20 protein-coding genes and 1 other annotated feature are annotated in these 22,914 nt (G+C 44.2%); of the genes, 6 read left to right on the forward strand and 14 right to left on the reverse strand.

The genetic code is table 11. From position 1 onward, the window contains the following. Positions 1-553 precede the first annotated feature (553 nt). From trpS to FED51_RS11325, 7 genes are all read right to left on the reverse strand, one after another. A complete protein-coding gene (gene trpS / locus FED51_RS11295) occupies positions 554-1,552 on the reverse strand; it encodes a tryptophan--tRNA ligase (RefSeq protein ID WP_053431066.1) in 999 nt (332 codons plus the stop codon). A gap of 153 nt (positions 1,553-1,705) precedes the next feature. Continuing rightward, positions 1,706-1,957: a binding site (T-box leader), on the reverse strand. 63 nt (positions 1,958-2,020) lie between these two features. Then, a complete protein-coding gene (locus FED51_RS11300; protein WP_083445514.1) occupies positions 2,021-2,716 on the reverse strand; it encodes a DUF421 domain-containing protein in 696 nt (231 codons plus the stop codon). An 82-nt stretch (positions 2,717-2,798) separates the two neighbouring features. Further along, positions 2,799-3,431 (reverse strand): DedA family protein, encoded by a 633-nt coding sequence (locus FED51_RS11305; RefSeq protein WP_053431065.1) that lies wholly within the window; start codon positions 3,429-3,431, stop codon positions 2,799-2,801. 154 nt (positions 3,432-3,585) lie between these two features. Further along, a complete protein-coding gene (locus tag FED51_RS11310; RefSeq protein ID WP_010898360.1) occupies positions 3,586-3,789 on the reverse strand; it encodes a DUF6501 family protein in 204 nt (67 codons plus the stop codon). Positions 3,790-3,899: 110 nt separating this feature from the next. Further along, positions 3,900-5,117, reverse strand: a complete 1,218-nt coding sequence (locus FED51_RS11315; RefSeq protein WP_138090144.1) for an ISL3-like element IS651 family transposase — start codon at positions 5,115-5,117, stop codon at positions 3,900-3,902. Between the two features lie 244 nt (positions 5,118-5,361). After that, on the reverse strand, positions 5,362-6,597 hold the full coding sequence (gene sucB, locus FED51_RS11320; RefSeq protein WP_053431064.1) for a dihydrolipoyllysine-residue succinyltransferase: 1,236 nt from the start codon (positions 6,595-6,597) through the stop codon (positions 5,362-5,364). Positions 6,598-6,617: 20 nt separating this feature from the next. After that, positions 6,618-9,455: a 2-oxoglutarate dehydrogenase E1 component gene (locus tag FED51_RS11325; RefSeq protein WP_010898362.1), complete on the reverse strand. Its 2,838-nt coding sequence runs from the start codon at positions 9,453-9,455 to the stop codon at positions 6,618-6,620. A 306-nt stretch (positions 9,456-9,761) separates the two neighbouring features. Here FED51_RS11325 and FED51_RS11330 point away from each other — a divergent pair, with 306 nt between their 5' ends. Further along, positions 9,762-10,394: a hypothetical protein gene (locus FED51_RS11330; protein ID WP_041820608.1), complete on the forward strand. Its 633-nt coding sequence runs from the start codon at positions 9,762-9,764 to the stop codon at positions 10,392-10,394. Between the two features lie 26 nt (positions 10,395-10,420). Here the strand turns inward: FED51_RS11330 and ku are convergent, their stop codons facing one another. After that, on the reverse strand, positions 10,421-11,257 hold the full coding sequence (ku, locus tag FED51_RS11335) for a non-homologous end joining protein Ku (protein WP_041821588.1): 837 nt from the start codon (positions 11,255-11,257) through the stop codon (positions 10,421-10,423). A 149-nt stretch (positions 11,258-11,406) separates the two neighbouring features. Between ku and FED51_RS11340 the strand changes: the two genes are divergently transcribed. From FED51_RS11340 to FED51_RS11355, 4 genes are all read left to right on the forward strand, one after another. Next, complete coding sequence (locus FED51_RS11340) at positions 11,407-13,233, forward strand: DNA ligase D (RefSeq protein WP_233443920.1); 1,827 nt, start codon at positions 11,407-11,409, stop codon at positions 13,231-13,233. A 236-nt stretch (positions 13,234-13,469) separates the two neighbouring features. Continuing rightward, entirely contained in the window at positions 13,470-14,204 is a 735-nt protein-coding gene (locus FED51_RS11345) for an SDR family NAD(P)-dependent oxidoreductase (protein WP_053431062.1), read from the forward strand. Further along, on the forward strand, positions 14,201-15,211 hold the full coding sequence (locus FED51_RS11350) for an S-adenosylmethionine:tRNA ribosyltransferase-isomerase (protein ID WP_053431061.1): 1,011 nt from the start codon (positions 14,201-14,203) through the stop codon (positions 15,209-15,211). Before FED51_RS11345 ends, FED51_RS11350 begins: the two co-directional genes overlap by 4 nt. Beyond that, positions 15,211-15,558, forward strand: coding sequence for a VOC family protein (locus FED51_RS11355; protein ID WP_053431060.1), 348 nt, complete (start codon positions 15,211-15,213; stop codon positions 15,556-15,558). The genes FED51_RS11350 and FED51_RS11355 overlap by 1 nt, the downstream gene beginning before the upstream one ends. Before the next feature lie 26 nt (positions 15,559-15,584). Here the strand turns inward: FED51_RS11355 and FED51_RS11360 are convergent, their stop codons facing one another. Beyond that, positions 15,585-16,238 carry a response regulator gene (locus tag FED51_RS11360; RefSeq protein WP_010898369.1) on the reverse strand — a complete coding sequence of 218 codons (654 nt, stop codon included), beginning with the start codon at positions 16,236-16,238 and terminating at the stop codon, positions 15,585-15,587. Beyond that, positions 16,235-17,671: a GAF domain-containing sensor histidine kinase gene (locus FED51_RS11365; protein ID WP_053431059.1), complete on the reverse strand. Its 1,437-nt coding sequence runs from the start codon at positions 17,669-17,671 to the stop codon at positions 16,235-16,237. The genes FED51_RS11360 and FED51_RS11365 overlap by 4 nt, the downstream gene beginning before the upstream one ends. A 139-nt stretch (positions 17,672-17,810) precedes the next feature. Between FED51_RS11365 and FED51_RS11370 the strand changes: the two genes are divergently transcribed. Next, a complete protein-coding gene (locus FED51_RS11370; protein ID WP_010898371.1) occupies positions 17,811-18,779 on the forward strand; it encodes a glycoside hydrolase domain-containing protein in 969 nt (322 codons plus the stop codon). Between the two features lie 48 nt (positions 18,780-18,827). Here the strand turns inward: FED51_RS11370 and treP are convergent, their stop codons facing one another. From treP to FED51_RS11390, 4 genes are all read right to left on the reverse strand, one after another. Further along, positions 18,828-20,240: a PTS system trehalose-specific EIIBC component gene (treP, locus tag FED51_RS11375; RefSeq protein ID WP_010898372.1), complete on the reverse strand. Its 1,413-nt coding sequence runs from the start codon at positions 20,238-20,240 to the stop codon at positions 18,828-18,830. A gap of 363 nt (positions 20,241-20,603) precedes the next feature. Continuing rightward, positions 20,604-20,882 (reverse strand): hypothetical protein, encoded by a 279-nt coding sequence (locus tag FED51_RS11380; protein WP_010898373.1) that lies wholly within the window; start codon positions 20,880-20,882, stop codon positions 20,604-20,606. A gap of 12 nt (positions 20,883-20,894) precedes the next feature. Continuing rightward, entirely contained in the window at positions 20,895-21,707 is an 813-nt protein-coding gene (locus tag FED51_RS11385; RefSeq protein WP_053431058.1) for an SPL family radical SAM protein, read from the reverse strand. A 126-nt stretch (positions 21,708-21,833) separates the two neighbouring features. Then, a complete protein-coding gene (locus FED51_RS11390) occupies positions 21,834-22,841 on the reverse strand; it encodes a LacI family DNA-binding transcriptional regulator (RefSeq protein ID WP_053431057.1) in 1,008 nt (335 codons plus the stop codon). Positions 22,842-22,914 lie beyond the last annotated feature (73 nt).

The following is a 22,914-nucleotide window of genomic DNA, read 5'->3' on the forward strand; positions in this document are numbered from 1 at the left end:
ATTGTTTGTTATCTTGAGAATCTTTTCATTCAAGAAAACTCATGTCCCATCCCTCTAGTTTTCGTTCTAGCCAGACAGCATAAGCATATGGAACGCACAAGCCATCCATGAAAATGTTCTACTTAAGGACTACAATAAGATTCTCACCCATTCTGACTTGCATCCTCTCACTTTATTTATCACAATCATCCCTTCTTTAAATAAAAGCACTCCCTCCTTCTTTTTCAGCTTATACTAAAACATATTAAAGAAAAAGAGGAGGAAGTTCATATGACTTTTTCACCTGCAGAAAAAGAAGTTACGCAAACAAAGACATCAATTATCCATATTGCTAGTTAAAAAGACGCGAATCTTGATTGGAATAAATCTTCCATTAACCTTATCCTCCCCCACTCATTTGAAGAGTTTCCTAATTTTTATCGGTTGGAAAATAATTAACAGCTGTTTTTTGTTCTTAGTAATAGATTAGGATGGTATGATTAAAGTCAGTATTTACTCATCGATCATAAACAATCGAACAATTGGCGCCTATGGCTCAATCACTTGTATTCTCTTAATACATATAAAAACCAATCGCTTCTCGCACCTCTTGAATCGTTTGCTGTGCTGACACTTTCGCTTTCTCTTTGCCCATTAATAACAAATCGTGGATATCTGCATCAGTCAATTGCTCGTAGGTTTGGCGAATAGGTACTACTGTCCGTTCAATGGAGGCTGCAAGCATTTGTTTACATGCTACACAACCGATTTCGGCTGTTTGGCATCCTGTTTGAATGGATTGCTGCTCCTCTGGCTCTGAGAAGTATTCATGAAGATGGAACACGTTGCAGCCCGTTCTCGTCGGATGACCAGGTTTTACTTTATGGGTACGAAGCGGATCTGAATAAGCCCGTTTTACTTTTTGCTCGATCACCTCTTTTGGATCTTTAAGGGAAATCGTCGTCCCTTTCCCATCAGACTTGCTCATTATCCCTTCACCTGTTAGTGATGGGACTCGGGCGCTTTGGTTTTCTACAGGTTTTGGTTCTGGAAATAACGGACCATAGTGAGCCGAAAATCGCCGAACAATCGCACGTGCCATTTCTAAATGAACGAGTTGATCCTCTCCTACAGGGACGAGCTCTCCTTTATGAATCAAAATATCGGCAGCCATAAGGACTGGGTACCCCGCGAGACCATAATGGACGTGATCAGGGTGTTTTTTCGCTTTTTCCTTAAATGTGGGACAACGGAGAAGTTCTCCTAACGGCATGACCATCCCTAAGTAGGTGGCTAACTCTGTTATTTCTGCGGCAATAACCGATTGAGTGTAAAAAGTCGCCTTATGAGGATCGAGTCCAGCAGCTACGTATAACTTGGCTGCATCAATCGTTCGTTTCGCTAAGGATGTTTCATCAGAATGAGTCGTGAGTGAATGAATATCAACAATAAAAAAATGAGCATCCGTTGTTTCTTGTAAATTGATGATGTCGCGCATCGCACCAATGTAATTACCGATATGCACATCTCCTGTTGGTCTAATTCCTGATGTAAGGATAGGTTTGCTAATCATAAAAAGTCCTCCTGTTTCGAAAGGTTAATTGATTGAACATCATCAACAAATCGCTTTCCCACCAACCGTCTTCCATAGTCGTCACCTCTTCCTTTATATTTACATTTAGTTCTGACAAGGTGTAGGACCACCAAAAAAGCTCCCCCATCCTTAGAAAAGGACGGGAGAGCCCGCGGTACCACCTTCATTGGTCAATAAATAACCCTGCTTCCTTGTCATCAACAACTCGAGAACAAGTGTCTCATGTAACGACGAGACCTTTCGCCAAAGCCTACTAAGGGAACCATTCCCGTTCGGTTTGGATGCTCCGAAGCCCATTCTGCATCGTTTCTGTACTGATTTCCACCGACCATCAGCTCTCTAGAACAGGACACGATCCATACTCTTCTTCATCATTGCAAACATATGCATTCTCGAACTACCTTCATTCTATACTGGGGACCTCGTCAATGCAACCGTTTTTTCCTTTTAGGAATGAAGGTGATCTCGATACGTATCAATGACGAGGCGCCCTTTTGAATCAAGAACAGCATAAAAGACGTCTTGTATTCCGTACCCCCGCCTAAGAATTTCTTGTTTTAACCACTCTTCAGACAGGTCATTTTCCAATAGATTTTCTTTATTTACCTCACCATCGATGATGAGCTCGATCGGGCGATGCCGTTTCGCTACAGGAATGTTAAGGTCCTTTCTTGTCACTGGCAAGTATTCAGGTTTTTTTAATACCGTTACCGTTCCATCAGTTTCAAGGATGGCGGTTTCAACTTCCTGCCAATCAAAGATTTCCTTTTCGCGGAGCGTTTGTTTAAACATATCAATTGAGAAGTTTTCCTTTTTTAAATTGTGCTCTAATAGCTTCCCATCCTGAATGAGAAGGGTTGGTGTACCGTCTAACCATTTACGAATCGCCCGGCTTTTCCGACTTAAACGAGCAGTAAAAAAGCCTAAAACCGCAATTAATAAGAGAGAGGTTGTCATCAGCCAAAAGTTTAACGATGAATTAAACGCAAGATTGGCTGCGATCGCCCCAAGCATGACCATCGTAATAAAATCATGATTTGTCATCTGGGCCATCGAATGCTTCCCTAGTATATGATTCATAATTAGTAAAAAGCCAAACGACCAAATCGTGCGGAGTATGGTTTGAACGAGCTCCTGAACCACGGTGCAAACATCCCCTTAATCATTTATTCAAATGATTCCCATTACTTGTATTTTTATTCTAATGGTAAACAGGGGCGCTTCTTTATAAAATGCCAGATTGTTCATTTTCCGTTTTCAAACGCTTGCTCTTCTCTCGTCTTTTCTTATAAAGCGTTAAAAGTGTAATGAGTAGGAGCAGAGCTAGCACCGCAATCATTCCGTAGGTTTCAATAAAATTTCCAACATAGCTGATCGATTCATGGAAGGAATAGCCGATCAAAAAATAAACCGAGCTCCAAATTACTTGTGAGGGAGCGGCGGCGACTAAAAACTGGTGAAATCGATAGTTTGATAGCCCAACCGAAAATGGAGTGGCATGGCGAAGGAATGGTAAATAGTAACCGAAAGCTACAGCCCAAAGGCCGTATCGGTTAAGAAAAGCCTCCCCCTTCTCCACCCGAACGACAAAGAGACGGGTATCTTTTAATTTTTGCAAGGAAGGTTTGCCCCCCCACTGACCAAAACCATACAGTAAAATTCCATGGGCGATTACACTAGCGATGATCGTGAAATAGGTTGGGATTGGCTCTAACATCGAAGTAGTGGAAAGGAAGCCTCCTGTCATTAGAAGTATTTCATTGGGGACAGGAAAAAGAAACAAACCGATCAAAAAAAAGACGAAAATGGCACAATAACTCCATTCTTGTACAAGGACATTGATCGTCTGAATATCCAACTTACCTAGCCCCCTCCCTTTGACTTTTGTAGTTGTAAAATAGTATACCATGAAAAAGTTGAAAAAGTTTGAAATCTTTTTTTTGCTTTATTCCCGTTTTTCTTACTGCTAAAACTTAAGCCGCCTTTCATTTTAACCAAAGGCGGCTCGCTCATTATGTATTAGAAAAGTACTCTTTGAAATAACCAGCGACTTTTCCCGTATTATCAACAATAAAATAAAATTCTTCCGTTTCATTTTTGACTTCATACGTTTTTCCTGGCGTTAATACTCCACTCACTTTAAATTTCTTTGCGTCCGTATGCACGCATGTAACGGTCTTCAATGTTTCTTTTGTCGTCCACGTTTCATGAATCACGTCGTTCACTCCCCTTAAATACACTTAACTCCATATCCATTATATAACGAATGGGCTAATAAAGAGGTTCTTAGTCAAATGTTGGGGTGGCATAGGAGGGCGAGCCCCTCTTATCCTACCCCGAATGTCTGATGTTTGAATTGATGATGCAAGAGAATACGGTTTCGCAAGCGATCATAACGCCGAAAACCAAAGGCATTTCTCTTAATCACCTTCGTTTGATTATTCAGTCCTTCAATAAAACCATTGTTTAAGCCAAACGCGAGGCTATTCAAGATCTCGGTCTGCCAGTTCTTCAGCGTCTGAATGGCTCGGTGGAACTCCTTTAACGGGCTCGCCTCCACTCTTCGGTAAAAGGCGTAGAGACCTTGTTTCACCTCGCTCATTCGTCCTTCCCTTCCTTGCATCTTCGCTTCTTGATACCACTGACGAAAATGTTCTTTTAGCTCATACGCTTCCCTTAAATCAGGGGATAGCTCTAAGTACCGCTCCACCTTCTTCTTTTGCTTATCATCCAGTCCTTCTCTCTCTTTCTGAAACAGATGTTTGATCCGTTTACATCGTTTTCGATGATACGGATGGAACGCTTTTTGCACTCGGCGGCGAACCCCTTCCAGAGCCCAGTAGATGTAACGACAGAAATGGAACGGATCCCCAATGATGAGCGGGTGGCCTAAGGCCTTTTGAACAGCCGACTTGAAGGTATAACTGAGATCCATCACGACTGTTTTCACATGATGACCCTTCTCTTGAAGATATCGTTTAAGCGTATCGGCTTTACGATCCGGTAAGATATCCAGTGGCTTCCGTGTATCTGCATCCGCAATGATCACTTGATATTTCCCCGCATTCGTATCCCCTTTGTAATCATCAATCGCAATCCGAGGAGGAAGGTGATCCACCTTCTTCACGAGGGGGGCCGCCAATTGATCAAACCGGCGCATGGCAGTTGTCACGGACGTTTGGAATTGATTCGCTGTGTCCGTAAAGTTCTTCCCTTGAATGAGCCGTAAGCGAAACGCTTGATTCCATTCTACTGTCTGACGCTGATATCGCTCTACAAAACAGGCTTTCTCCGCAAACCGCTTCCCGCATCTGCACGCGTACCGGCGCTTTCGATAGAATAGATACACCCACCGTTCAAAGAGCTTGAGATGTTGAACTTTTTGGATGCGGTAATCATGGATTCTCTCGGTTCTCTCCCCGCAGGATGGGCAACGATGAGGCGTTCGCGGCATTTCTACATGGAGCGCGATAAAGTCCTCTCGTTCCTCCATCTTTGTGACCTTCACACCTTTTAATCCGGGCAAATCCATGGTAAAATTCATCGTACACGCAGCTCCTATCCTTTCTTTGTTTCTCGGCAATTCAAGGATAATGGATAAAGGAGCCTGCGTGCATTTTTTTTGCCCTCTTTTGTGCAAAAACCCCAACATTTATTGTAGAGCCAATAAAGAAAACTCACTCGGCGCACCAGTTAGTAAAACTAGCTTGCCACCAAAATCCTTTAACCAAAGCTGTTATTTAACAAAAAGCCCTAGAGATTCAACTCTAGAGCTTTTCATAGAACCATTAACTATCTAAGAGCAGCGATTCTGGATCTTCTAGCATTTCTTTGACTCGTACGAGGAAGCTTACCGCTTCTTTCCCATCTACAATTCGATGATCGTAAGAAAGGGCAATGTACATCATCGGACGATTTTCAAAGTTTTCTTCATCAATTGCTACAGGACGCCATTGAATCTTATGCATTCCTAAGATCCCCACTTGAGGCGCATTTAAAATCGGTGTTGACCAAAGAGAGCCAAACACGCCGCCATTAGTGATCGTAAACGTTCCTCCTTGCAATTCTGAAAGGGAGAGCTTATTCTCACGTGCTTTCTTTCCAAGGTGCATGATTTCTCTTTCTATGCCTGCGAAACCGAGGCGATCTGCATCGCGGACAACAGGAACAACAAGGCCTTCGTCTGTCGATACGGCGATGCCAATGTCATAATATTTTTTCAGTAAGATTTCATCTCCTTGGATCTCGGCGTTAAGAAGCGGGAACTCTTTTAATGCGCCGATAACTGCTTTTGTAAAGAAAGACATGAATCCGAGCTTCACATCATGCTTCTCAAAAAATTGGTCTTTGCGGCGCTTTCTAAGTTCCATTACCGCCGACATATCTACCTCATTAAACGTTGTGAGCATGGCTGCTGTTTGCTGTGCTTCTACAAGACGCTTGGCGATCGTTTGACGGCGACGGGACATTTTGATTCGCTCCACTGGCTTTCCTGGTGATTCAACGTTAGCTGCGGCAGGAGCCTCTTTTTTCTCAGGTGCCTTCGCCGGAGCAGAAGCTGCTGGTTTCTCTTCATATGAAGCCACATCCTGCTTGCGCAAACGTCCTAACGGGTCAGCTGTTGGCACAGCTTCTAAATCAATCCCTTTCTCCCGCGCAAGCTTTCGTGCCGCCGGTGACGCGACCGGACGATTCCCAGGGGCAGGGGCTGCTTCCTCAGAAGCTACAGGAGAAACCTTCTTCTCTTCTTTCGGAGCCTCTGCTTGTTCAGTTGAAGCAGTAGGAGAGTCGCCTTCCGCTAGAACGGCGATCACTTCGCCTACCTCGACTGTGTCACCTTCTTCTCTTTTTAGTTCTTGAATGACACCCGAGTGCTCTGCCGTAATTTCTACATTGACTTTATCTGTTTCAAGCTCTGCAATGTATTCTCCTTGGGATACGTGGTCCCCAACCTTTTTCAACCATTGCGCGATGGTTCCTTCTGTAATCGATTCTGCTAGTTCCGGTACTTTAATTTCAATCACGATGATGGCCTCCCTTTGCGTTATCGAGTCAAAGTTTCTGTTACGATGCGTTCTTGTTCTTGTTTATGAATGATAGGGTCGCCTTCCGCTGGACTTGAGCGATACGTGCGGCCTTCGTAGCGAACATTGATTCCGTTAGGAGCAGCACGGCGAATTTTCGACTGAACAAACGGCCAAGCTCCCATATTTCGTGGTTCTTCTTGCGACCAAACGATTTCCTTTACGTTCGGATAGCGGGCAAAGATTTCTTGTAGCGGCTCTTTCGGGAATGGATATAACTGTTCAACGCGAACGATGTGCACCCAATCCCAATCTTTATCCGCCTCTTTTTCAATCCGATCTTGCAAATCAATGGCAATCTTTCCACTACAAAGAACAATCCGTTCTACCTTCTCATGGCTTTCCCCTAAATTTGGTTGCTCCAAAACGGTTTTAAATCGTCCTGTCGTCAGCTCTTCCACGGAAGAGGCAACCTTTTGGTTTCGCAACAAGCTTTTTGGCGTCATCATTATGAGTGGGCGCACAGAATCTGTATTTAATATCGCTGCTTGGCGGCGAAGAATGTGGAAGTATTGCGCTGCTGACGTACAGTTTGCAATCGTCCAGTTATTCTCTGCTGCTAAGACGAGGAACCGCTCGAGCCTTGCACTTGAATGCTCAGGTCCTTGCCCTTCGTAGCCATGTGGAAGCAAGCAGACTAGACCTGATTTTTGTCCCCATTTTGCTCGGCCGGCAGACACCCATTGGTCAAACATAACTTGGGCTCCGTTCGCAAAGTCGCCGAATTGAGCTTCCCAGAGTACGAGCGTCTCCGGAGCAAATACGTTATAGCCATATTCAAAGCCGACAATCGCCATTTCACTTAACGGGCTATTGTGGACCGCAAACGACGCATTCGCATGACGGAATGATTGTAAAGGCGAGTGCACATCGTTTGTGCGAGAATCATGCAATACAAGGTGACGGTGGGCGAATGTTCCACGTTCAGAGTCTTGACCCGTCAAACGAATTGGCGTGCCGTCATGTAAAATCGTCGCAAAAGCGAGAGTCTCAGCTAATGCCCAGTCGACCTTTCCATCACCATCAAAAACGTTCAGGCGCCGCTTTAAAATTTTCTCTAGCTTTGGATTCACCGAGAAGCTCTCTGGCCATTCGAGCAATTCATTATTGATCGCCTTTAACGTTTCACTCTGAACTCCTGTATCGAGTTTCGGAAGGCCATTCACCACTTCCACTGGAGGCGTATCTGGTAGATGTTCATCTGTGCGATTTCTTAACGTCTCCTCGTATACGCTTTGCAGTTTGTCTTGCACCTCATCATCAAGCTGCTTGACTGTTTGCTCGTCGATCAAACCTTTTTTAACTAGCTGCTTGCTATAAAGCTCGCGAACAGTCGGATGCTTGCGAATGATTTGATATACCCCAGGCTGTGTCACAGCCGGCTCATCCATTTCATTGTGTCCGAAACGGCGATATCCAATTAAATCAATCAAGAAATCCTTCTTGAAGCGTTTCCGGTATTGGAAAGCAAGATGGACAGCTGCCAAACAGGCTTCCGGGTCATCGGCATTAACGTGTACAATCGGAATCTCAAACCCCTTGGCAGGATCACTCGAATATAGCGTTGAACGTGAATCGAATGTTTCTGTCGTAAACCCGATGTTGTTGTTCGCAATGATATGCAACGATCCACCTGTTTGATAACCGGTTAAGCGGCTAAGGTTCAATGTTTCTGTTACAACACCTTGACCAGGGAACGCGGCATCTCCATGAATTAAAATCGAGTAGGCTTTCATGATATCCTGCTCAGGAGCACCAGGTGATGTCCGATCCTCTTGGGCCGCTCGGGCGTACCCTTCAACGATTGGGCTTACGAACTCTAAGTGACTTGGGTTGTTCGCAAGCGTTAACCTTGCTTCGGCAGTATTTTCATCGCGAATTTGCCTGTCAGCTCCAAGGTGATATTTCACATCTCCCGTCCAGCCATAGTTAATTCCAATCGAGCCTTCCGATGGGAATAAATCTTTATTTAGCGAGTGTAAAAACTCAGCGAAAATCATTTCATATGGTTTGTTTAATACGTGTGCAAGGACATTCAAACGGCCGCGATGGGCCATGCCAATCATCACGTTTGTCGTTCCTTCATGAACAGCTTCTCGAACAACTTCATCTAGCATTGGCACTAAGGTATCTAAACCCTCGATCGAAAACCGTTTTTGTCCAACGAATGTCCGATGCAAAAACTTTTCGAATCCTTCTACATCAGTTAAGCGCTTAAGTAAGGATTTTCGTTGTTCAGTCGATAAGTTTGGTAAGTAGAGCCCAGATTCAATCATACGATTCAACCATTTGCGCTCTTCTTCATCGGTAACGTGTACAAATTCAAAAGCAATCGTCTTTGTATAAACTTCTTTTAAATGATTGATCGCATCTAACCCATTCTTAACATGGGCAGGTGCATATGGACAGAGTAAGTCCACAGGTACGGAGCGAATGTCACTTTCTGTTAAGCCAAAACGATCCAAATCGAACATATCTTCCCTGCGCTGCTCTTTGAGAATTGGTTGAATATCCGCTGCTAAATGACCGAACGCACGAATATGATCAGCTAATTTCACTGCACCCACGAACTTCTTAATGACGTCTGGGTCAGTGATTGATGCTGCTGTAAACGTTGATTGCGTACGCTCTGGTGCTGTTGCCGGCGGTGGTCCCCATTTTTCAAATGCTTCTCTCAATTCATCATCGACCGCATTGGGATCCTTTTGGTACTCTTCATAAAGCTCTACTGCTACACCAAGGTTAGGACCATAAAATCCTTGCCAAGGCTCTTCCGACGTGTGCTCCTTGCTGGACATGAAAAAACCCCCTACTTTCTAGTCAGTCAAAAACTATCAAAGGTTTGTTTTATAACGCTTTCATCAAGTATTTTAACATGTTTGTCACATTTGCTCAAAGGTAATCTGAATTTACGATTTTTCGCATAATTACGCGGGAAACTATTGGTCTATTAAGGTTTTTAAGTAGCAACGCGTTGCCGAATCAAGGCAAAACGACAAACTTAATTTAAGTCTTTAAATTCTGAAAATAAAGTCTTTTTTACTTCCTTTCATTTTCTTCCCTTGCATCCCTCTTCTTTTCATAGTATGGTGTGCTTAGTTTCAATGGGAAAGGTGATGATGATGACCGCTACTGTAGACCAGCAAAACAACCAGATCCTCTCACCTCTTTGCTCAAACTGTCCAGAACCTTATTTCAAGAAAGCTCATCCGGATCTTCCGAATGCCGGTTGTTGTAGTTATAGCCCGACCTTTTCCTTATTCGAGCTATGGAAAATGGTTCAGAAAGATGAGCGCTTTGTCCGAAGGTTATTCGAACTCCCGACAGCTGAGGTGCTGGAAACAGAGGTAAAAGTACATGCCCACGTTCATGAAGGATACTCTGATCGTGATGACCTTTCCAGTCTTTCGCCGATTGAGCAAAGCGATTTAATTGAACGGTACTCTGTCTGTGTTTTTTTACGTAACGGCAAAGGCTGCATGCTGGATGCTAGCTTTAAAAATGCCGTTTGTCGCTCCTTCATCTGTCCTTCTGTTGAAGCGACCTTATCCAACGAATTACTACACGAGATCCAAGCTGCGATTCATGCCATTCAGCACGAAGCAAAGCAATTCCATACAACGTGTAAACAAGTTTTACAAGAGCTAGGGCTCTCCTTAAAAAAAGACCATGATGAAGTGATTCGATTTTTAAAACAATATTACCCGGAGCCAGACCTTCATGAAAAAAGGAGCTGATCTAGGCTCCTTTTTTACTACGTATATTACGCATTTTTCTTCGTTTTGGCGTTTGTTCGCTTGCGTGTCGTTTTCTTTGCCCCTGCTTTTTTTGTTTTATCGATCGACGCTTGAAGCGCCTCCATCAAGTCGGTTACATTAGAAGCTGCTGGTTCTTTCTCCTTCGCTGTTACTGTCTGTTTTCCTGCCTTTTTGTTTTCAATCATTTCCATCAGTGCTTGTCGGTAGTCATCCTCATACTTATCAGGGTCAAACGTTGTCGTCAGTTGATCAATAAGCAAAAGGGCTGTATCGACTTCCTTTTTCGTTACGTCTACCTTCTCAGGTACATTCGGCACTTGATCTACGGCTCTCACTTCATCGGGAAAATGGATCGTTTCCATAAGAAGCGTATTTTTGTATACACGAATAACAGCCAGATGCTCTTTGGCACGAATGATGATTTTTGCAACACCGATTTTTTCCGACTCCGCTAGGGCTTCTCGTAATAACGTATAGGCTTTGCCCCCGCCATCTCCTGGAGACATGTAATAGCTCTTATCAAAGTAGATCGGGTCTATTTCCTGTAGTTTGACAAAGTCAATGATTTCAACCGCCTTATCTTCCTGCTCTTTTTTTAAAGAGGCAAGCTCCTCCTCATCAAGCTCAACGAACTTATTTTTCGCGTATTCATAAGCTTTCACAATATCATTTGGCTCCACTTCAGCATCACAGTTGGGGCAAACCTTTAAATAATTAATCGGGGTCTTACATTCTTTGTGAAGCTGTCTTAAACGAACATCTTTATTTTCTGTTGCAGCATGCAATTTGATGGGGATATTCACAAGGCCAAAACTGATCGTTCCCTTCCACATCGTGTGAATCGTCATCACCTTCTTTCCTTCTTCCCTAGCCTTCATAATGTGTGATGAAACCGGAATGATTATGTAACGGAAGTTTTCTGAAACAGCATGTATCGGTCTCATTAAAAAATAAAAAACTAAAGGTGTGAGGTGACGATTTAGTGAAACCAATGCTTTTACAGACAACGACCGATTTACCGACAGGCGATAACTGGCGCTATGAAGTGAAGTACGATGGGTTTCGTACGATCCTCTTTTGGACAAAGGAGACGATTCGCCTTGAGAGCAGAAATGAACGACTTTTGACCGATCAGTTTCCTGAAATACACGATTTTTGCCAACGAATTTCCAATAAAGTGGAAGCCTGGCTCCCTATAACGATTGATGGTGAGCTTGTCCATCTTGTTAGCCCGTACCGAGCCCACTTTGCCCCGATTCAGACGCGATCGTTTATGCGTAAGCACGAAACGATTGCAGCTAGTAGCATTAAGACACCTGCTACTTTATTGGCGTTTGACATCCTTGAACTAAAAGGAAAAACGCTTGTAGACTTACCGTATGATGAACGAAAAAAACAACTTAAGGCCCTCCTAAAGGCGATCGATGTTCCGTTAGAACCAACGATCCAATCGAATGCGTGCTTGCAAATGATCCCGGCACAAACCGATGGTCAAGCCCTTTGGCAAGCCGTAGAGCTCCATCACGGGGAAGGAGTCGTCGCTAAGGATAGGTTCTCCGATTGGACAGAAGGAAAACGCACAAATCGCTGGTTAAAAAAGAAGAATTTTCGACAGGTGACCGTTTTTTTAACGGCCTATGATCCTGTGAACGGCTATTTTCATTTTGCTGTCTATCGGGATGGAACTAGCGTGGAGGTTGGAAATGTCACCCACGGTTTTGAGGATCACGAACGAGAAACACTCATTGCTTTTATGAACCAAAATGGGATGAAAAAAGGGAAAAGATATGTCCTTGAACCGTCCGTTTGCTTTGATGTAGATTGCATCGATTTTGATGGGAAACATTTGCGCGAACCGATGTTCCATCGATTCAGACTCGATGTCAAACCTGCACAATGCACGTGGAAATCGCTGCAAAGACAGCTAGCCCCGCTGCCTCCACAAGTTGAGATAACTCATCCAGATAAGCCGCTTTGGCCGAGACAAATGATTCAAAAGATCGATTATCTTTACTATTTGCAGGAGGTTGCGCCTGCGATGTTACCTTTTTTAAAAGATCGACCATTGACCGTCATCCGTTACCCTCACGGTGTACGAAGCAACACAGAGCGCGAGGCATTCTATCAAAAGAACTGCCCCGATTATGCCCCGTCGTTTGTTAAAACGGTTCGTTTAGACGAAATCCGTTATATTGTATGCAATGATATTCAAACATTAGTTTGGCTCGGAAACCAGCTTGCACTTGAATTTCACATCCCTTATCACCCCGTTCCTTACACAAAGCCGAGTGAGATTGTTTTTGACTTAGATCCGCCATCAATTAGTCAGTTTTCACTTGCTGTTAAGGCGGCTCAACTAATGAAAAACATGTTCGATGCCCTTAAATTACAATCATTTGTGAAAACATCGGGAGGAAAAGGGTTACAGCTCTACTTGCCACTCCCAGACAACACGTTCACCTATGACGATACCCGATTATTTTCGAAAACGGTTTGCAAGTTGCTTTGCAGCCAATTCCCTGAAGATTTCACGACCGAACGATTAAAAAAACACCGAGGACAGCGGCTCTATTTAGATTACTTACAGCACGATGAAGGAAAAACGATCGTCGCCCCCTTTTCTCCCCGAGGCAATGAAGGAGGATTTATCGCGACCCCTTTACGTTGGGAAGAAGTGACTAACACCTTATCTCCCGATCAATTTCCGATGAAAGCTGTCCTAGAGCGGTACCGAAACGGCATTCAGCCTTTTGCAACCTTTGCCGAGGCAAAGAAAACTCAGCCTTTTGCCGACGTTTTAAAAAAATTCAAACGTTAATCGCTCGCAAAATGTTTCATCATGCGAGCGACCATTAAGTTTACATAATAAAATTATGGTTTATTTAATTTTAACAGGAACATTCGTTCTACACCTTTTGCTGTATGATGTCCAAGACGAATTTCGTAAGCAGCCTCGTTCTTGCCGACGATGAGCGAAAGCAAAAAACTTAATACACTAGCATTGTAACGATGAGTTCACAGCTCACAGTCCTTACAATGAAAGGTGGATATACGATGAATGATACAAAAGTAGTGATGATAACTGGAGCATCAAAAGGGCTAGGAAAAGCATTAGCGCTCACATTTGCGAGAAACCATTGGTCCTTAGCCTTGTGTGCAAGAAATGAGCAGGCGCTAGAAGCTGTTAAACAAGAGGCGTTAGAATCCGGAGCTGAATCGGTTCTCGCCATCCAAGCAGATGGTGCAGTAGAAAAGGATATGGATCGACTCGTCTCTTTAACGGAATCAACGTTCGGACACATTGACGTACTCATTGTCAATGCCTCCATTTTCGGCCCTGGGCCGGCATGGCTTCTCGATTATGATCTCTCTTCATTCCAAGACGTTTTGCTGACGAATGTCCTCCATCCGTTTATGATTACGAAACGTGTGCTACCAGGCATGCTTCAACGAAAGAAAGGAACCATTTTACACGTCACATCAGAGGCAGGAAAAACAGGCTTTGCCGAATGGGGGGCTTACGGGATTAGCAAATTTGCGCTGGAAGGCTTAGCTGAGACATGGGCTAATGAGCTAACGGAGACGGATATTGCTCTTAGCTGGATCGACCCTGGTGAAATGGATACAGACATGCACGCCATCGCTGTTCCTGATTGCGATTACCCTCTTGCAAAACCAGAAGATGTAGCAAATGTATTTTTCGCGATTGCTAGCCGAAAGCGAGAGGAAGTTCACGGCAAACGTTTTGAGGCGCAGGCATTAATGACAAAAGGAGGGGTAAGCTTATGAATCACGCACCGACGTTCTCCATCCCTGATCATCTAAACGCAAGTGAACCCATTGAACGGCAAGGGAAACAGCGAAGTGATGTGAGAATGCTCGTTCTCGATCGAGACTCTCACCGAACATTCCATGAGCCTTTTACGGCAATTGCGAACTATTTACAACAGGGGGATGTCCTCGTCTTAAATCGAAGCCGTACAATCCCTTCCCGATTAATCGGGTCGCTACACGGGGAAACCATTGAGCTCCGGCTGTCCCATGAACGGAGGGACGGCCTATGGGATGGATTAATTCTTAGTTCTAGTGAGCTACACGCCGGTGATAGGATCTTTTTATCTTCAAGTCTTTCGGCCACACTGATAGAAAAAGATGAACATACCCCATTATGGAGGGTGGCGTTTAGTAAAAGAGGCGCTCAACTACTTGAATATGTTTATCGTTATGGAGAGCCGATCGGCTACGAGTATATTAAGAGCCCCCTTTCGATCCAAGACTATCAAACCGTCTACAGCTCCGCTCCTGGTTCTGTGGAAATGTGCTCTGCGGGAAGACCGTTTACGTGGCAGCTGCTAGCGCGCTTAAAACAAAAAGGTGTCCGCATCGCCTTTTTAGAGCTTCATACTGGGTTAAGTTATTATGAAAACGACGTGTGGCCAGATCCTGCACACCATCCTGAACATTACCATATCCCGAAGGAAACAATCGAGGCGCTAAAGAAAGGAAAACGTATAATTGCCGTCGGAACAACGGTCGTCCGAGCATTAGAAACATACGCCCAAACAAATCGTTCACAAGGAACAACGACGCTATCCATTGATGCTGGCTATGAACTGCAGTTAGCAACTGGCCTATTGACAGGATTTCATGAGCCTCAGGCTAGCCACCTTCATATGCTAGCAGCCTTCGTCCAAGAACAAGAGCTATTTCGCGTGTACGAACAGGCGATCAGGCAAGGCTATCAATGGCATGAATTTGGGGACGTGAACTTCATTCTCCCGCTAGGAGATATGTGATGAACTGGGATCATGTCGGAATGGAAACAAGTCGCCTTGATGAGACACTGAAGTTTTATCAAACGTTCTTCAAGTTCGAAGAAGAACAAGCGATTACATTTCAAAAGGAGAACATCCTCTTCATCCGCCGAGGAGCCATCCGACTCGAATTAATTGAAAATCAGCAAGCCTCTCCCCATTCTCAACAGCTTCATATATGCTGGCGAGTCCCTTCATTGAAAAAGGAAATGATTCGGCTTCAGAAGCTCGGCCTTTTACCAATTGAGGGTCCCTTCGCCTTCGACCTGTTTAAAACGGTTTTCTACAAAGGCCCTAACAATGAAATCATTGAACTGATTCAAAGGTGACACTTCTGTGTCACCTTTGAATCAGGTTAAAACCGATCATACTCAGAGATTCCATACTTTATCGCAAAAAGGGCTGCCTGCGTCCGATCATGAACATCCAACTTCCAAAAAATATTTGATACATGGGTTTTCACCGTCTTTTCAGAAATGTGCAACTCGCTCGCAATTTCTTTGTTGCTTTGCCCTTTGGCCAATTCTCGTAATACGTCTTTTTCTCGATTCGTTAAGTCTCTTAACCGCTTCTCTTCCTCAGACTCGTCCCCGTTCATCCTCGTCAGCACATGCTTGGTCACTTTCGGGTGTAGACGGCTCTCTCCTGAGCAAACGGCACGAATCGTTTCTGCAAGCATTTCAGGGTCTACTTCCTTCAATTGATAACCATTTGCCCCTGCTTGCAGTGCAGGAATCACCGACTCTCTTTCTGCACTACTTGATAAGACGACAACATGTACAGTTGGCCATTTTTGTTTAATTTTCTTCGTCGCTTCTATCCCATTTATTCCTGGCATGATGACGTCCATTAATACAATGTCAGGTTGGACTTTTTCAACTAAGGTAAGGGCTGCCTCACCATCTTCAGCTTCCCCTACAATGGTAAAATCGTGATAGGTTTCTAAAAAGTAGATCAACCCTTTGCGAACGACATGATGATCATCCACTACTGCAATCCGAATACTCATCCTTGCTCCTCCTCATCAAACGGGACATGAATGGAAATAACCGTTCCCTCACCCGGTTGAGAGCGAACATGTATCATTCCCCCTATTTGCTTCGCCCTCTCTTTCATATGTTTCATTCCGAATCCTTCTGCATTGGTTTCCTTTATTCCACAGCCATCATCCTGAATTGAAATAATCCCTGTCCCTCGATTCTTGTACATGTGTACAACAACGTCCGAAGGATTGGCATGCTTTTTACAGTTGTTTAACGCCTCTTGAACAATCGGAAATAGCGCAGCCTCTTTTGCCTTTGACCAGCGGATTACTTCACAGCTTGAGAAAGAAACCGGCAGTTGAATTTGACCTGCATACGTTTCAATTGCGAAAATCAATCCTTTTTCAAGCCCGAGTGGTCGCAATTGCCAAATGAGATGACGCATCTCCACCATTGCTTCGGAAGAAAGCTGTTGAATCATCGCAAGCGGTTTTTTTAAAGTATCGTCCCTCGCCCGTTGCTCCGCTCCTTTAGCTGTTAGCCCGATCGAAAAAAGGAGTTGGTTAACCGAATCATGTAAATCTTGGGCGAGCCGTTGCCGCTCTTGGGAGATTAATACGTCCGTTGCCACCTCTTGTAATCGCTCTCTTTCGATGAATAATGCAAGATGATTCGCAATTCGCTCAATCAATTTTGCTTCTATCTTTGAAAATGATGGTGCGTATACCGTTAGACAAATCTTTGTATCACCCATCTGCTCATTAGTGGTTCGTGCTTTTTCATCGCTTTTCCCATAAAAGATCGTAGCCCCATTTGTTAGCGTAAGTGACAGTCCAGACCACGAGAAGTAATCGAGAAGGGATTGGGAGGCCTCCCTTTCAATTCCCTTTCTTCTACTTTTATTTACGTAGGTAACCCATTGATTAAAATTTTCAAACAGATTCGCCCGGAGCTTTTCTTCTTCTAACAATTGAATCCGATGAACTGCCGCTCCCATTTGATAAGCAATCACTTCAAGAATCTCTAATTCTTCTTCTTGAAAATGAAATTTTTCAGAGGCCGCTACGTTCATCAAACCGTATGTTCGATCCCCAGCACGAATCGGGATCGTCGCATGGTGAGTAATTTGCGCGGTCGATCCCCAGTTGTTGAGCTTAGCCCGTTCAAGACGACGACACTCTAAAATATTGACCGCCCCTTGTAGCTTGCCATGGTGTAAACGATCGACACACCAACAGCTTCCTTCGCACATGGGCCGAAACTGATCGTGAACGAGTCCTTCCGGTAAGTTTGAATGGGCCACTAAATGTTGCTTCTCTCCTTCCACCATAAAGATCCAGCCAGTGTCAAGCCTCGTTAATTCTAACGTTTTCTCAAGCACACGCTGGAACATTCTTTGGAGATTTTCACCTTCGTGTAAGGTTTTCGAAAGTTCTTTTAAGATGTGAATCGATCTCATCCTCTGTCTCCATTTCAGCTTTTACATTCATTGTAAAAGGACACTCCCCCAGTTGTAAACTTTCTGGCCCATAAACGTCTTCACCTTTTTCCTATGTTCCCCATACCATACAGTAGCTTTGAATTGGAGGAAGGCGTTTATGAAACGATTCTGTTTACAAGGCATTGTCCTATTAACAGCGTTTTTATTAGCCATTTCTAGCTTTGTCCTTTTTGTCGTCCGAGATGATTATGAAACGGGACAACTTATTCATAACGAAAAACCTAGTTGTTCGAAAAACGTGTTTATTTACTATACGGAAAAACAGGTGGAAATTACCAATGAAAAAAACGACGACCAAAAGGAGAAGGGCAACGGTGAAGAAGACGGAGTGCAGGAAGAGGAGCCTAGTGGAGAAGATGAAAGTGGCGAGGAGCAGGAAGGGCAACGAGATGGTGACGACTTGCCCGAAATCGTATGGGGTGTTGATTCGGTGAATGTAACTGATTCCTCATTTCTTGATTGTGTCACGACAAACTTTGGCTCCCCTACCATTTGGGGGCGCTATTTAGGCGATAAAGAAGATGTATCATACGGACTGACTCCAGAAGAAATTGAGCTGTTACATGATCATGACATTTCGATTCTCATTATTTACAACCAATTTATCGATGCGACTGGATATGAAACAGGAGTAAACGAAGCGGAAGGAGCGCTAGCGTTTGCTGAGGAGCTAGGCATACCTGAAGGGGTTGCTATTTTTGCAAACGTTGAGCCTGAATACCCTGTTGATGGTGCCTTTTTAGCTGGTTGGTACGATACGTTAACGGAAGCGAACTACCCGCCTGCTTTATACGGATTGTTTGACGACGATAGCAATGTTACGATTGCACTCGAAGAAGCAAGAGAAGAAAACGAGACGATATTCGAAGAATTAATTTTATGGTCGAATCAACCACAAGTCGGTATTACGTCAGAAGAAAATGCTCCTGATTCCTTCGACGTGAACGCTCCAGATGGCAGCCGCCCTCTCGGTTGGCAATACGGGCTTGAAGCGGATACGTGCAACATTGATACGAACCTATTTGTCGGAGAAATGCTGAATTATACGTGGGGAAGCGCCGAATAACACGGTTAAAACCCCATGAAACGTATGATTTCATGGGGTTTGCTCAGCCTATGCAGCTTTGCGAATTCGAGCATATAGATACGTTAAGACAAGCGGTAAAATGAAGGCGATCACCATGCCGATAAAGAACACTCCCCAGAAGCCTGCCTGAATTGAGAAAATTCCAGGAAGCCCTCCTACACCGATTGAGTTCGCTAAAACGCCATTAACCGTAATGAACGCACCCCCAATGGCAGCACTAATAATCGCGCAAACAAATGGGAACTTATAGCGAATGTTCACCCCAAACATGGCCGGCTCCGTAATGCCTAAATAGGCGGATACCGCGGATGAAAGGGACAGTCCCTTGAGCTTCTCGTCACGGGTTGCAAACATCATGGCGAGAGCTGCGGACCCTTGTGCAATATTTGAAAGAACTAAAATCGGCCAGAGGAAGGTTCCACCGATCGTACCGATTAACTGTAAGTCAACCGCAAGGAACGTATGATGCATCCCAGTGACTACGAGGGGAGCATAAATGAGTCCATATAAGAAGCCGCCGACGAGCGGAACAGCTGCAAAGATCGATGTGAACACGTTTGTGATCCCATTCCCAATCGTAAAGGTGATTGGTCCAATCGCAGCAAAAGCAATAAATCCTGTAATAAGTAAGGCAACAGGTGCAACAACAAGCAATTGAATGGAATCAGGTACACGTTTACGCAAGAAGATTTCAATTTTTGCTAAGATCCAAGCCGAGAATAAAATCGGCAACACTTGGCCTTGATAACCAACTTGTTCAATCGTTAAGCCAAACAAATTCCATGTGGGAATCTCCCCTTCTAACTGTGCTTGCCCGTACCCCCATGCGTTTAAAAGATCAGGGTGGACGAGCATGAGCCCGAGGACAATCCCTAGCAATTCACTCCCGCCAAACCGTTTGACGGCAGACCAACCGATCAGACCAGGCAAGAAGACGAAGGCGGTGTTCGCGATTAAATTAATAATGCCAGCAAAATCTGCCCATTGGGGATGAATGTCAATGACAGAGGCACCGTCATAAAAAATCCCTTCCGCCGTTAAAATATTGTTTATCCCCATAAGTAAACCAGCAGTTACAATGGCCGGTAATATCGGGATAAAAATATCAGCAAGCGTTTTCACAGCACGTTGGAAAACATTCGTATTTTTCGCTGCCGCATCTTTAACATCTTCTTTCGTTGCTTCGCCGATGCCAGTTTCAGCCACGAGTTCCTTATACACTTTATCAACGGTCCCTTGACCGATGATCACTTGAAACTGACCGTTCGTGGAGAATGATCCCTTTACAATGTCAAGGCTTTCAAGTTTTTCTTGATCAACTTTCCCCTCATCGCGAAGGACAAAACGAAGCCTTGTGACACAATGAGTAGCTGTCTGAATATTGTCCGCACCGCCAATGGCTTCGACAATTGCGTTCACTTCTTTTTTATATTGAGCCATGGTGTTCTCCTCCTGTTATCGTTTTCATGTTGCGTTTTCTTATTAGAATTTGTATATACAAGTCCAACTGCTACTTGTATTTTATCTTGTATATACAAGTTAGTCAATCCTTTTATGTCTGTTTCCTGTTATTTTCTACTTCTTCTCTCGTTCTATAATCGAGCCCTTCCCTTTGTACGAATGATTTCTGTTACGTTAAACAAAAAGGCATACACGGATGATAGAGGTGAATCTCTACCGTTTCAGAATCGCGGAAGATTTTTAACGATAAAGCTTTACCGAAATTTAAGTTGTTATAAACAAAAAAGGTTAACCAGTGTTAAACCGGTCAACCTTATCCATCACTTGATAAATCTTATTACTTCAGCTACTCGCTCGGAACCAGCGAATCAGTTGCTCTTTTTCTAATTCTGTAAACTGATAGTTAGGGGAATCACAGCCCTCTTCGTATAAAACAACTTGAAGTACGTCGCCACTTTCACTAAGGATGAGAAGGGCTTCTGGATCGATGATGTCTTCCGGCATCGCATCACATTGAAAAGAAACAACTACGTGCGTCCAGTGCTGAATCTCGTACGTGCGGACAATCGCAAAGTTTGTTAAAGTTGCTTCTGTATAGCGTTCAAAATTTAAATCAATCATTGTTAAACTCCTTTATGGCAAAAATCCTTCCTGGCTCAGTTTAACACGACTTTCGTCAAAATGGGCACAGAACTGCTGATGAACTTTTTCAAGCGCCGCTTCTTCATACCAAGATTCATAACCGAGCTCAGTCAGTCTATCCGGCATCCTGAGAGCTCGCGAACGCTTCCCATTAGCCCCGTCACCAAGCTCAAACGTATCGATACACACTTGGTCAGCAATCGAAACGTAGGATTCAGCAAAACGATCACTTGATGGAAGGATTGGCGCGACTGTTAACTGAGTCGGTATCCCCGCTTGATATAGAGCGTGGAGCGCTCGCTTTCTCCCTTGGATTGGTGGTGCTTTCGGCGCAAATGCTTTCCGAACCGACTCTAAATCAGTTTCAATGGTCAGGCTCACGCGAACGCGCTTACCAAGCTGCTGCAGAATGTCTACATCTCTCGTTACAAGCGGACTACGTGTTTGAACAAACAAAAAGTCCGGCGGATTGTCTGCCATTACTTCTAACAACGAACGGGTTACCTTTTCCTCCACTTCAACTGGCTGATATGGATCTGTGCTAGAAGACATGAAGAGATGGACTCGCCCTCTTTTCTTTGCTCGTACTAGCTCATTCGAAAAGGTTTCTTTTACCCCTTGTTTTATATCAACCCAGTCCCCCCACTCACCTTTATGGAAAAGAGCGACCGGCATTTTTCTTACGTAACAATAGGAGCACGCAAACGTACAACCAACGTACGGATTTAACGAATAATCATAGCCTTGTAAAAAGCCAGATGTTTTCGTTAACCACGCTTTAGGTGTTCGGTAGGATCGATCCATCGAATTCCTCCTCTATCCCCCATGTCAGGATCTTTTCCTATCATATCGTGTGAAGGCAAAGGCAGTAAAGAACAGATTAAGGTCCTGTTTGCTTTCACGAGCAAAAAAAGAACCCGGCATGTCGGGTTATGTTGCAATCGTTTCATTTTTCGTCGTTCCGCGTATGATCAGCTCTGGGGTATAGAGCACTTTCTCATTTGTTAGCGCTTTTGTTTCAATCGCTTCAAGCAGAAGATCGACAACCTTTCTCCCCATATCGGCCACGGGCTGAGCGACTGTCGTCAATGCAGGCACCGTCGTTGTTGCGAGAATGGTATTATCGAAGCCAATGACAGATAGATCTTCAGGAATCCGAATGCCTAACTCTTTTGCACCATGAATAACACCGATCGCGATCAAATCGTTACAAGCAAATATCGCGGAAGGGAGCAGACCTTTTTCATGCATTGTCAAAAGACAGAATTTCCCGTTTTCTGTAGAGGCGGTCGTTTTGTAAATTTGCTCTTCAACAAACGGGATGCCGTGGGAAGCATGTGCTTCCTTGTATCCATAAATCCGCAACCGACTGCTACTGGCGTGTTCAGCAATGATCGCAATCCGCTCATGCCCAGAAGTGATAAGATACGATGTCGCTTCAAACCCACCCTTATAATCATCAACTGAGATAGAGGGGACCCCAAGTCCACCATCATCCTGGGTTAACATGACGATCGGCGTTCCCTGTTCCTTTAGTCGTTTTAATCCTTCCCGATCATGAAAGCTCGACGCGATAATAAAGCCGTCCACCCGTTTTTGCTGCAACAGTTCAAGATATTTTTTTTCTTTTTGTTCATTTTCGTCCGTGCTGCAAATAATCACACTTAGGCCTGCTTCATGGGCGCGATCTTCAATCGTTCGTGCCATTTCTGAGAAGAACGGGTTAGAAATATCCGGAACGAGCAAGCCGATCGTTTTTGTCGCTTTCCCAGTCAAGGCAGTGGCCATCAAGTTTGGTCGATAGTTCAGACGCTCCATCGCTTGTTTAACTTTTAACCGCGTTGCTGGTCGCATATTCCCCGTATGATTGATCACTTTAGAGACAGTTGCGATCGATACCCCGGCTTCTTTCGCTACGTCATATATCGTTGGTTTCATTAATATTGCCTCTTTTCTGACTCTGTTGCTTATTCCCATTCTACCATAGAGGCACACCACTTTTGCACGGAGA

Origin of the sequence: Halalkalibacterium halodurans (assembly GCF_005671335.1) — a bacterium.
Taxonomy (GTDB): domain Bacteria; phylum Bacillota; class Bacilli; order Bacillales; family Bacillaceae_D; genus Halalkalibacterium; species Halalkalibacterium halodurans.